Below are 12,018 nucleotides of genomic sequence, written 5' to 3'. Positions count from 1 at the left end.
GTGAAAGTTTCTCAGCGCACACACAAAATTACGCTTGTTTCGACGGACGAACAGCGTAAGCAGTTTCTCGAGTTTCCCTACCGGCACTACGCCGGCGATGAGCACTGGGTTGCTCCGCTTAAGATGGAGCAAAAAAAGCTGATTGATGAGGAAAAAAATCCTTTCTATGAAAATGGTGAAATCGCCATGTTTCTGGTCGAACGGGATGACAACATATGTGGTCGCATAGCTGCTATCAGGGACCATCGTTACAACGAACATCACAATAATAATACCGGCTTTTTCGGTTTTTTTGAATGTATAAACGACCAGTCGGTCGCCAATCTACTGCTGAAGGTAGCTTCCGACTGGCTGCGAGAGCGCGGGCACAGCGATGTGCTGGGCCCGTCAAATCCCAGTATGATGGACGAGATCGGCATTTTGGTTGATGGCTTTGAGTACTATCCCAGCATTATGATGCCGTATCACAAGCCTTACTACGATGAACTCATCAGAAACGCCGGATATGAAAAAGCTATGGATATGTATGCGTTTCGAGTGACCCAGGCAACGGTCTCCCTGGACCGCATGTACCGGGCTGAGGAGGTTGTCCGCCGGCGCCTGCCGATGCTGCAGATCAGGGAAGTGGATCTTAAAAACCTCGACGAAGAGGTTAAGATTGTCCGCCGTATTTTTAATAAGGCCTGGGCGGGTAACTGGGGCTTTATTCCAATAACGAAAAGTGAGCTTGAAGATCTGGCCAAGGATTTAAAGCTTATTCTGGATCCGAAAGTTGCACACATTGCGGAAATAAAGGGAGAGCCGGTCGCTTTTTCTATTGCTCTGCCGGATCTGAACCAGGCACTCAGGCATATGGATGGTACGCTTTTTCCGACGGGTATTTTCAAGTTGCTGTGGCATCGCCGCAATATTAACCAGATTCGTACGGCCCTGATGGGGGTGATTCCGGAATACCAGGGCAGGGGGATAGATGCTCTACTCCATAAAGAGACGATTATCAACGGCAAGCAGGAAGGATATAAATCATCAGAGTTGAGCTGGGTTTTAGAGTCAAATACCGGGATGATCCGTGTTGCGGAAAAAATCGGTGCTAAAATCGAAAAAACCTACCGGATGTACAGCAAAGAGCTATAGTAACTGCAGGATGTGAACGTGAAAAGTCAACGCTGTATTCCGCCTGTCATAGTCCCACCGTTTGAAGCTTCCCGATCCGTTCCCCCGAAAGAGAGGAAGACCAGAGTCGTCTCTTATTCGCACTACCTGGCGTGAGGAGCGGGGCGGGATGAGCCCGCTTTTGCCGGTCGAATGATCGAAACTGTTGTTACCCGGATCCCGTTGCCGAGCAAAGTCCCAGTCCTATTAATCTCCAAACTTTCCTAAAAAATCACTACCTTTAAGTCTTTATTAATGGTGAGTTCGTTTGTAACAGTTTTGGCAACTAATTTGAACTTAACAAGGCGATATTTATGAGTGAATACCGAGTTGAAAAGGATTCAATGGGAGAGGTAAAAGTACCGAAAGATGCTTATTACGGCGCACAAACCCAGCGGGCGGTGAATAACTTTCCGGTCAGTGATCTGCGGTTCAGCAGGGCGTTTATTATGGCGCTGGGATTGGTGAAAAAACACGCCGCATCGGTAAATGCCGCGCTCGGTGAGCTTGATAAAGATATCGCAGAAGCGATCCAAAAAGCGGCGGCTGAAGTCAGTGAAGGAATGTTTGACGACGATTTCGTTGTGGATATCTTCCAGACCGGTTCGGGGACCTCAACCAATATGAATGCCAATGAAATTATAGCTAAGAGAGCCAATGAGCTCAAGGGAGAGGAAGTGAAGCCGGAAATTCATCCCAACGACCATGTAAACTACGGACAGAGTTCGAACGATGTGATTCCCACTTCTATCAGGGTGGCAGCCTTAGTAACGGTCAAAGAGAAATTGATCCCCGCCCTGAGGCACCTAAAATCTGCTTTTGAGAAAAAGGGAGCAGAGTTTCCGGATGTGGTCAAAACAGGCCGGACGCACCTGATGGATGCAATGCCGGTCACCCTTAAACAGGAGTTTGAAGGATACGCCCGCCAACTCGAGCTGGGTGTTGAGCGATTGGAATCAGCGTTGCAACGGGTTTCGGAGCTGCCCCAGGGCGGTACGGCGGTGGGAACGGGACTCAACACCCACCCGGAGTTTGGAGCCCGGATGGCTGAAGCGCTTTCTGATGCCACCGGCTTATCTTTTTCAGAGGCGGCCAATCATTTTGAGGCACAGGCGACGGTCGATGCCCCGGCAGAACTAAGCGGACAGCTCAAGACCATTGCCACGGGGCTGATGAAGATCGGTAATGATCTGCGATGGATGAATTCAGGTCCCAACAGCAGTATTGGTGAGATTAAGCTGGAGGCGCTGCAGCCTGGTTCTTCTATTATGCCGGGCAAGATCAACCCGGTCATCGAAGAGTCTGTCACGATGGTTTGTGCACAGGTTATCGGCAACGATTCGGCGATTACGATAGCGGCCCAATCCGGCAACTTTGAGCTGAATGTCATGCTGCCGGTGGTTGCCCACAATTTACTGGAGTCAATCATGATTTTAGGCAATGCCGCCCGTAACCTGGCAGACCGTTCTGTTACGCGCCTTACCGTAAACAGAGAGAAGGTTGCTGATACGGTGGGACGGAATCCGGTATTGGTTACAGCGTTGAATCCTATAATAGGATATGACAAGGGATCAAAAATTGCTAAAAAAGCCTATAAAGAGGGACGCCCGGTGAAGGAAGTAGCCCGGGAAATGACGGATCTTTCCGACGAAGAGCTTAGTGAAGCTCTGGATCCGATAAAAATGACACGTGGCGGATTTATGGAATAGCTGTGCAGGATTTTGTGCGGCTAAAGCATTGTCCTACATTCACCGGGCCGGAAGATATCTTCTCCTGCTCCTTTTTATAGGATTGAGAGGTAGTGATGCAGGAGTAGAGATGGAAACATACGTTCAAGTATTGATGTAATTGAACGTATGGTGATCATACATAATTTAGCAATATTATTAAGGTTTATATCCGGAAGATGACTTGAAAATTACTTTCAGAGCTTTGTGATTTACTAAATAATGCCACAGTCGTGAACGAACTGAAAAACAGAAATTATGGCACCTACGGGAACGAGGAAGAAGAGCAGAACGCAATCGAACGGTTTTACTACTGCTAATTTGACTGATGCTGAAAAACAGGAGATCCTGGCGGATTACAAATTAGCCGTAGTAAGTCGTGAAGCTTCGTATATAGGACGTAGAGAAACGCTGACCGGTAAGGCTAAGTTCGGGATTTTCGGGGATGGTAAAGAATTGCCTCAAATTGCGATGGCAAAATATTTTGAAGAGGGAGATTTTCGGTCTGGCTACTACCGCGATCAGACGTTTATGATGGCTATCGGTCAGGTTACGGTACAGCAGTTTTTTGCACAGCTTTATGCGCATGCCAATACCAAGGCTGATCCTCATACCGGGGGACGCCAGATGAATGCCCATTTCAGTACGAGAAGCCTTAATGAGGATGGAAGCTGGAAAGACCTCACCCGGATGAAAAACTCCTCGCCTGATATTTCTCCCACGGCGGGACAGATGGCGCGTTTGTTGGGATTGGCACAGGCCTCCAAAGTATATCGTAATCACAAAACTCTGCCTGAGCTGGAGCGATTCCGGAAGTTTTCTGACGGGGGAAAGGAGATCGGGTGGGGAACCATCGGCGATGCCAGTACGTCGGAAGGAATCTTCTGGGAGACCATAAATGCCGCCGGTGTGTTGCAGGTACCGATGGTTCTTTCGGTCTGGGATGACGGCTACGGCATATCGGTGCCGCGGGAATACCAGACGACCAAGGAAAGCATATCTAAAGTTCTTTCCGGTTTTCAGCGAACGGAAGAGGAAGAGGGAGTAGAAATACTTACGGTTAAAGCATGGAACTACCAGGCTTTGATGAATACCTACAGGAAGGCTGCCGATCTTGCGCGGAGCGAGCATGTGCCGGTCCTGGTTCACGTGAAAGAGGTTACCCAGCCGCAGGGACACTCAACCTCAGGCTCTCATGAGCGCTATAAGCCGGATGAACGGTTGCAGTGGGAGGAAGAGCACTGTTGTATCCGCAAGATGCGCAGCTGGCTGCTGGACCAGGAGATTGCTTCCGAAGAAGAGATAAACCAACTTGAAGAGGCTGCCCGGGAGGAGGCCGAAGAAGCTAAGAATGCGGCCAGGGAAGCCTATATCACCGAGCTGAAGGAAGATCTCAATACGGTCAGAGGGCTGATGGATGATATTATTGAGGAAAGCAGTCATAAGTCAAAGCTAAAATATCTTAAAAGGCAGCTGGAAATACCGAAGGTCCCCCTTCGAAAGCATGGATTCTCTGCCGTCCGCAGAGCATGCAGAATTACCCGGGATGAAGAACTCCCGGCAAAAGAGAAGCTGTATGAATGGCTTGACGAACATTTTGAGATTAATGAAAAACGTTATGGTTCTCACTTGTACAGCGAAAACAACCAGTCTCCGCTACATGTTGAAGAAGTAAGACCAACATACAGTGCTGATGCAAAACGGGTGGATGGGCGCATTGTGCTGCGGGATAATTTTGAAAAGATCTTCGAAAAATATCCTGAAACGCTGGTTTTCGGAGAGGATACGGGCAAGCTCGGGGATGTAAACAAGGGTCTGGAAAATATGCAGAAAAAGTTTGGCGAACTCCGGGTGCAGGATACCGGAATCCGGGAAGCTACTATTTTGGGGCAGGGAATCGGCATGGCTCTGCGCGGGCTGCGTCCCATTGCTGAGATCCAGTATTTAGACTACATCCTTTACTGTTTTCAGGGGTTAAGTGATGATCTGGCAACCATACGCTACCGGAGTGCCGGGGGACAAAAGGCCCCGCTTATTGTGCGCACGCGGGGACACCGGCTGGAAGGAATATGGCATACGGGCTCGCCTATGGGTATGATCCTCAATGGCATCCGGGGTCTGCACCTGTGTGTGCCGCGGAATATGACGGAGGCTGCGGGCATGTATAACACTCTGCTGCAGGGTGATGACCCCGCACTGGTTGTTGAACCACTCAATGCCTATCGCCTGAAGGAGAAGCTGCCGGATAATTTGGGGGAGTTTACCGTAGCACTGGGTATGCCAAGTGTTGTTTCTGAGGGGACGGATATTACCGTCGTCTCATATGGTTCAACCTTCAATATTTGCCAGTCCGTGTTGCCGCAGTTCGAAGAGGTCGGTATTTCTGTTGAGCTGATTGATGTTCGGACTCTCCTGCCGTTCGACCTGGAGCATATGATTGCGGAGTCGCTCCGGAAGACAAATCGTATCCTTTTTGTGGATGAGGATGTGCCGGGCGGGGCTTCCGCTTTTATGATGAACAAGGTACTACAAGAGCAGAATGGATATTTTTATCTTGACTCCGAGCCGCAGTGCCTGACCGCCGCGGAACATCGCGGGGCCTATGGGTCAGATGGAGACTATTTCTCCAAGCCGAATAAAGAGGATATTTTTGAGGCCGTATACGCCGTTATGAGTGAAGCTGACCCGATAAAATATCCCCCGATCTACGAGTAATATAAATATGGTCCTCTTTTGAAATGGTATACGGAATATTTGAAGCTCAGAAAACCTCATGGTGCGGAAAGGCAAAAACTGTAAAGCGAATCCGGGAGCTCAGGTCCTGTTTCGCGGGGAGTAATAATAGATAGCGGATTCAGATAACTTTATGTCTTCTTCTCCTTTCGGTGGTTTTAAAGTTACGGCCAGAGAGTGCCGGCATCGGCATTACTGATATTTATAAACCATCAGGATGGGAAAACAGGATTAACCTATAGCAACAGCAGGTCCAGAATGACGAAAGCCCAGACGGCGGGTAGATAGCCGAAAGAGGCAAACATCAGTTTTTTAGCCGATGCTTTATCACGGTCCCGGGCAAAGAGTAGTCCGTAGTACAGAAAAACGACGGAGCTGGCGAGCGCTCCCCCCAGGTAGAGCCAGCTGTTCATATCCACGTAATACAGCCCGTAAGACACCGGTATGAGCGCAATGAGGCAGGGAAGGATCAGCGCAAGAGCTTTATATCCCCCGGGGTCATTTCTGGGGAGCATCTGAAAGCCGGCGTTGGTATAATCATCCTTGCAGACCCAGGCAATAGCCATAACATGCGGCACTTGCCATAAAAAGACAATGCCGAATAAAATCCACATGGCCGTACTGCCGAGATGTCCCGTCGCGGCGGCCCAGCCGCCAACGGGAGGGAGGGCCCCGGGAATGGCACCGATGAATACGTTGATTACGGACACACGCTTCATGGGCGTATAAATGCCAAGATAGATAAGGGTGGTCAGCAGGGAAACAAGTCCCGCCACATAATTCACAACCGCAATAAGGTAAATGAGTCCCGCTACCATCAAACCCATAGAAAATAACACACTTTGTTGTGGGGTAATCTTGCTGGAGGGAACGGGACGTTTTTGGGTGCGTTTCATTTTTCCGTCGAGCCGCCACTCCAAAAACTGGTTGTGTGCGGCCGTGCCCGAGGCGATGAGCCAGGTACCGAGGGCGGCATGAAGCAGAAGCAGGTAGTCGACCTCACTTCCGGAGCCCAGGATAAATCCGATGAGCATGCTGGCGAGGACCGTCAGCGTAATCCCGGGCTTGGTCAGCTCATAATAGGCTGCAATCTTCTTTGTATTAATAAACTTTGAAAGCGTAAAATCTGTGCTTAAATTCATGCCTCGTCTGTAATTTTAATAGGTCATAAGGTACCAATTTTTATTCAAAAGTGGTACCCCGGGAAAAAAATGGCGTTGGTCGTTGTGCAAAATTATATGAAGCTCAATAGGTATCAAAAGGTTGCGCTGACTACCGTCGGGGCCACGATATTTCTGATATTTATCGGGGGACTTGTTCGGGCCTCGGGGGCGGGACTTGGTTGTCCCGACTGGCCCAGGTGTTTCGGCATGTGGATCCCGCCTACAGCTGTTTCCGACCTGCCCGCCGGGTTTGATGCCACCCAGTTTAATGTATTGAAAACCTGGACTGAGTATATCAACCGGCTGATCGGGGTGATTATCGGGTTGCTGATTGTCGCTACTTTTGTACTTTCTATTCCTTATCGCAAAAAAGAGCCGTCCGTGGTTTATAGTTCCGGCGCTGCTTTGGTTCTGGTTCTGATTCAGGGATGGCTCGGGGGACAGGTGGTTATTACGGGGCTCAGTGAGTGGCTGATTACCCTGCATATGCTGCTGGCCATGATTATTATGATGACCCTTATTTATGCGGTGTTTAAAGCTTCGGAACAACAACTTGAGCTACGGATCCCGCCCAAAACCCGGCGCTGGCTTCTGGGAAGCGGCTTGTTACTGTTAGTCATTACCTTTGTGCAGCTGAGCATAGGTACGCAAGTGCGCGAGGCGATCGATCTTCTGAAAAACATGGACCGTCCCCCCGCCCGGAATCTGTGGATATCAAAAGTGGGGCCTGTCGACGAACTGCACCGATCCTTTTCATGGGCCGTTCTTTTGTCCGGGACACTCCTTTTTTACGTTGCGCGCCGGCGTACCGGCAAGCCACTGTTGAACAAGCTCGGCAGCTGGATTTTCGGGCTGATACTGCTGCAGATAGCAACGGGGGCGGGACTTTATTACCTGGGGATTCCTCCCGTTTATCAAGTGATACACCTGGTGGGCGTTGCCATTCTCATCGCGCTTGAATTTATACTGGTACTGGTGGTGAACCGTGCCGGAGAACAGCCCGATACCGGATAGCTTTCCGGTGAAATTTTCCTGCAAAGAGAGCCCGGTTACCGACAGGTCTACCCGTTTATTTATTGTATGAACATATGTTACATTTGATCCCATGGGTCCAGGTACCGGAGACTGGCTCCTATATTGTTTATAAAAAAAGCTCTATGCTGTGTTTCCACTCTCTTCTTTACCTTCCCCCTGTTCCTTCATCCAGGCAGGATTCGTCTCGGGATTATGATCCCGGCCGATGATCTCCCGGTACAATTCAGGCCTTCGTGCGTTTCGGTATCTCCGTCCGCCCGCATGCTTTAGCTTTTCCTTTGTGATTCTTGCAACCGTAATCTCATCGTCAAAAGACTTTACCTCGGAGAGCAGTTCCCCATAGGGGTCCAGGATCATGGAATTGCCGTTTTTAAGCTGATCCCCATCATATCCTATGGGATTCGTGAATGCATAATAAACGCCGTTGTCATACGCTCTGGCCGGCAGCCATCGCATCAGCCACCGCCGGCCCTTGGGACCGTCAAACTCCAGCCGCAGTGACACCGGGTCATCCTTCCTGTTCTCCCAAAGTTCATCGTCGACATAATCTCTGCCCGGCATGCTGGAGGGCGTGCAGCCCGTCACGTGGGGAGCGAAAATCAGCTCCGCACCTGACAGCGCAGTGGCTCTTACATTTTCAATAATATTATTGTCGTAGCAAATCAGGATCCCGCACTTCCATCCCAGCAGGTCAAATACCACGTATTCATTCCCGGGGGAAAGATGTCCGTTAATAAAGGGATGCAGCTTTCTGAATTTTGCAAGCAGCTGGTCCCCCGATACCGCAACATAGGTGTTATACAGTTTGTCGCCTTCCTTTTCCACCAGTCCGGCAAGAACAGGGATGTCATGGCGGGACGAAATCCGCATTAATTCCTGCGTGCTGCGTCCCCCGGGAACAACTTCAGCCAGTTCGGTAAGTTCATCCAGGTTGAGATCCTTGGTAAAGGTATAGGCGGTAACGGACATCTCGTGAAAGCTAATCAAATCGGCTTCCTGCTCTTTGGCTTTTTGGGTCAGTGCTTCGATCACGGAGAGGTTATACGATTTATCTCCGTCTCTGGGTTCAAACTGGGCAACTGCAATATTCATGGCGAGTATGGGATCTATTTTTATTAATGCAAGGGATAAGGTTTTTCGTAAAAGGTCTGATGCTCCGGTAACAGTTAACTCTTTGTTGCCCCGAAACATCCACCCTCAACCTGAGTTATTCCATAAGAATAATTGACTATATCAAAGGCTTAAAATAATAAAAGTATCACAAATGATTCCTTATTAGTTATGAATAATCCAGGCTAAAGAAGGAATTTCAGAAATTATCTAAATGGAGGAGAATATAAAAAGCAGTCCACAGTTGCAAAACTGTAGCTGACAATACCTATCCATTCGGTTCGAATTGACCAACCGTTACCGGAAGGGACGGAAGTAGAAAAGGGTAAATATCGGTGTCGTTATTTAATTATGTATCCCTCCATACATTACCAGGTTACTTTAGCACTACCTTTCTTTCTATGTCCGGCAGGCTCGTCTCCTCTCCATTGATTTTCATAATATCCGGTTTTACCCTGAAGGTGTATTTCCCGGCTTCGGCAAGCGTAGTATCAGGTTCCCGGTCATCCGGATAAGTCTTGAGCGAAAACGGTTTGACCTGCCATTCCAGCTCCAGCTTTTCCCCGGCGGGAATTTCATAGCTGCTTATAGCGGTAAAACACACGTCGGACGAGCCCTCTAATCTTACGACTTCTTCCTGGCGGAATACCATACCCCTCGCAAATGCGGTGCACCCGCTGACCAGCTTAACTTTTTCCGGATTGTTATTCTGAACGGAATAGGTCACTGTAAACTCTTCTTCGGGATTTACAGTGATTTGAGCAGGTTCGACTTCCAACTGTAGACGCAATCCATCCGTTGAAATATCCGAATACGGCTCGGCACTCTGTTGTTGCAGCTCACAACCCGCAAGAAATAAGCCGGCAGTCACAATGGTGATAAATGATATTTTTAACTTCATGATAAATCCCAATACTAAGCTTCCTCCAGGTTTCTTTCCCATATATACACATCAACACACATCAATAACTAAAAGAAATTTTGTAAAACTGGTTTTTTGCCCAATGCCGGCGTTATCGGTCGGCTGAAATCCTCACATATATTCATATATATGGGCCGCCTATATGCGAACCGGAAGCCTCTCCGAGGGATTATGACGCAATTCTGCAGCGCTTAGAATAGCCTCCAGCATGGTGGAATAGTCCATTCCCCCATAACTGCTCATTTTTGCCAGGTGACCGTCCCAGCACCAACCGGGATTGGGATTTGCTTCCAGCAGTTTGGGTTCCCCAGAGCTGCTTAATCGCCAGTCGAACCGGCAATAATCTTTACAGTCCAAGCGCTGGAACAACTTCAGGCTGTGATTGATAAGTTCCCGCTCGACAGGCAAAGGGAGGTTAGCTTTGACCGACTTTAACTTTTGCATATAGGGAGAATCTGTAATCCATTTTGCTTCATACCCGCAAATCTTGGGCAACCCTTCGGGCAGCTCGGAGTAGTCTTCCTCTATGACCGGAAAGATCGTATAGTTGCCCAAATTACCGATAACACCTACGGAAACTTCCGCGCCGGTCAGGAACTCTTCAAGCAGGACCGGCTTACTGTAACCGAATTGCTCTTTAATTCTCAGGATAGCGCCGGCCAGCTCTTCAATAGAATAAGCAACGCTTTTTTGCGTAATGCCAAAACTGGAATCGCCAAAGTTCGGTTTGGCGATGACCGGGAAGGGAATAGTGAGCTCATACAGATTATCTTCTGCAGTAATTACGGAGGCCTTAGCTACGGGGACTCCGATCTCCGTGGCGATGCCCCTGACCAGGGATTTGTCGTAACAGTAAGCGAGTGTTTGGGGGTTGGAGCCCGTATAGGGTAAATTCAACATTTCCAATAACGCAGGGACATGCAGTTCTTTCTGGGCGTCATTGCTAAATCCCTCATCACACAGGTTGAAGACCAGGTCTGTTTTACCTTTTATTTTCTGAAGGTCCGTTATTAACGTGCTGTGATTGTCGATATAGCTGAAGCGGTAGTTCTTCAGTTTATTCAGCGCCTTTTTCAGCTTGTCAATGGTATCAAAATCATCCGTATCAAATTTTGCATCGGGTTTGACCGCGTCAGCTAGATTGGGATCTCCCATAACCACAACCACATTGCGGATGTTTTTCTTACTTTTTTGAGGGGTCCATTCCTTAGTGGCCCCGCGGTAAGGATAAACCGGTTGGCCATCATCCCCAGGTCCTGGTTGCGCACTGAATCAACCTTAATGTTTCCGTGAAGTTGGATTTCCCGAAATCCAACTTTGTCCACCAGCATTTCCAGCTCCTCTTCGGTGTAAAGCCGTTCCGCATAAAACTGATCGACGATAACCCCCGTATCAGTATGGGTAACGACCTCTCTTGATATCAGGCGTCTATTGTCCGCAGCCAGAGATCGTTCCCTGCACACAAAATGCTTTTTATCTATCCATTCCCAGCTCCTGGGGATGAAATTTTTTCTGAGGAAGGAGCCATCGGCTATATCCATTAAAAGCTTTCCTCCAGGTTTTAGTACTCGGAACACCTCTTTCAGTATTTTGGCATCCTCCTCGGGAACTTCAAAATAACCGAAACTATTTCCCAGTATTGTTACGAAGTCGAATGAGTCGGCAGCATAGGGAAGTTTTCGCGCATCTCCCTCCTTGAGATTTACAGCAGCTCCACGCTTTTTCGCATTGCTTTTGGCTCGCTGTAGTAAATATCTTGATCTGTCGAGACCAAACAGGTTATAGTCCCCCCGCTTGGCTAATTCAATAAGATGACGACCCTGACCGCAGGCGAGATCCAGCAGTGAATGTCCATTTTTGACTTCCAACAATTCATGGAAAATCGTGACTTCGCTTTCCGTTATTTTATCATCACCTACTACATCAGCATCCGTTTTCAGGTAGATTGAGTTGAAGATCCGTTTCCACCATTCCGGATGCAGGTGATGTTCAAGGTTATTTACAGGACCCAGTGATTTTCCCGTATGAGGCTTGTTGTCCCGCTTGGGCTGAGATGCTTTGTTCATTTTTATTTTACATTTTAAAAGTCATTATGCTTGATGCTCCCGGGCTTTTTTCAACAGGGATCAACTAAGTATGCATAATTTTTAAAATAGGGATATAATCCATATTTCCC

Annotated in this window: 9 protein-coding genes; 4 read left to right on the top strand and 5 right to left on the bottom strand. The window is 48.5% G+C overall.

Translation table 11 applies throughout. The features are described 5' to 3' along the window. The 3 genes from BUB16_RS05270 to BUB16_RS05260 all read left to right on the top strand — a co-directional run bounded on the left by BUB16_RS05270 (position 1) and on the right by BUB16_RS05260 (position 5,594). Positions 1–1,134, top strand: a complete 1,134-nt coding sequence (locus tag BUB16_RS05270) for a GNAT family N-acetyltransferase (RefSeq protein WP_084088047.1) — start codon at positions 1–3, stop codon at positions 1,132–1,134. Positions 1,135–1,466: 332 nt separating this feature from the next. After that, positions 1,467–2,861, top strand: coding sequence for a class II fumarate hydratase (locus BUB16_RS05265; RefSeq protein WP_073060300.1), 1,395 nt, complete (start codon positions 1,467–1,469; stop codon positions 2,859–2,861). A 276-nt stretch (positions 2,862–3,137) separates the two neighbouring features. Then, positions 3,138–5,594: an alpha-ketoacid dehydrogenase subunit alpha/beta gene (locus BUB16_RS05260; RefSeq protein WP_073060298.1), complete on the top strand. Its 2,457-nt coding sequence runs from the start codon at positions 3,138–3,140 to the stop codon at positions 5,592–5,594. Between the two features lie 254 nt (positions 5,595–5,848). On the opposite strand, the gene cyoE is transcribed toward BUB16_RS05260, so the two are convergent. After that, complete coding sequence (gene cyoE / locus BUB16_RS05255; RefSeq protein ID WP_073060295.1) at positions 5,849–6,754, bottom strand: heme o synthase; 906 nt, start codon at positions 6,752–6,754, stop codon at positions 5,849–5,851. 96 nt (positions 6,755–6,850) lie between these two features. Here cyoE and BUB16_RS05250 point away from each other — a divergent pair, with 96 nt between their 5' ends. Beyond that, on the top strand, positions 6,851–7,789 hold the full coding sequence (locus BUB16_RS05250; protein ID WP_170864289.1) for a COX15/CtaA family protein: 939 nt from the start codon (positions 6,851–6,853) through the stop codon (positions 7,787–7,789). A 141-nt stretch (positions 7,790–7,930) separates the two neighbouring features. Here the strand turns inward: BUB16_RS05250 and BUB16_RS05245 are convergent, their stop codons facing one another. From BUB16_RS05245 to BUB16_RS21725, 4 genes are all read right to left on the bottom strand, one after another. Then, positions 7,931–8,902 (bottom strand): nitrilase family protein, encoded by a 972-nt coding sequence (locus tag BUB16_RS05245; RefSeq protein ID WP_073060290.1) that lies wholly within the window; start codon positions 8,900–8,902, stop codon positions 7,931–7,933. 394 nt (positions 8,903–9,296) lie between these two features. Continuing rightward, positions 9,297–9,821: a hypothetical protein gene (locus tag BUB16_RS05240; RefSeq protein WP_073060286.1), complete on the bottom strand. Its 525-nt coding sequence runs from the start codon at positions 9,819–9,821 to the stop codon at positions 9,297–9,299. Between the two features lie 159 nt (positions 9,822–9,980). Next, positions 9,981–10,997: a D-alanine--D-alanine ligase family protein gene (locus BUB16_RS21730; RefSeq protein WP_211483097.1), complete on the bottom strand. Its 1,017-nt coding sequence runs from the start codon at positions 10,995–10,997 to the stop codon at positions 9,981–9,983. Next, entirely contained in the window at positions 10,979–11,908 is a 930-nt protein-coding gene (locus tag BUB16_RS21725; RefSeq protein ID WP_211483096.1) for a class I SAM-dependent methyltransferase, read from the bottom strand. Before BUB16_RS21725 ends, BUB16_RS21730 begins: the two co-directional genes overlap by 19 nt. Positions 11,909–12,018 lie beyond the last annotated feature (110 nt).

This window comes from Fodinibius roseus, from assembly GCF_900129315.1.
Classification (GTDB): Bacteria; Bacteroidota; Rhodothermia; order Balneolales; family Balneolaceae; genus Fodinibius; species Fodinibius roseus.
The sequence above is the reverse complement of the archived record's forward strand: the minus strand, read 5'-3'. Positions and strand labels throughout refer to the sequence as shown.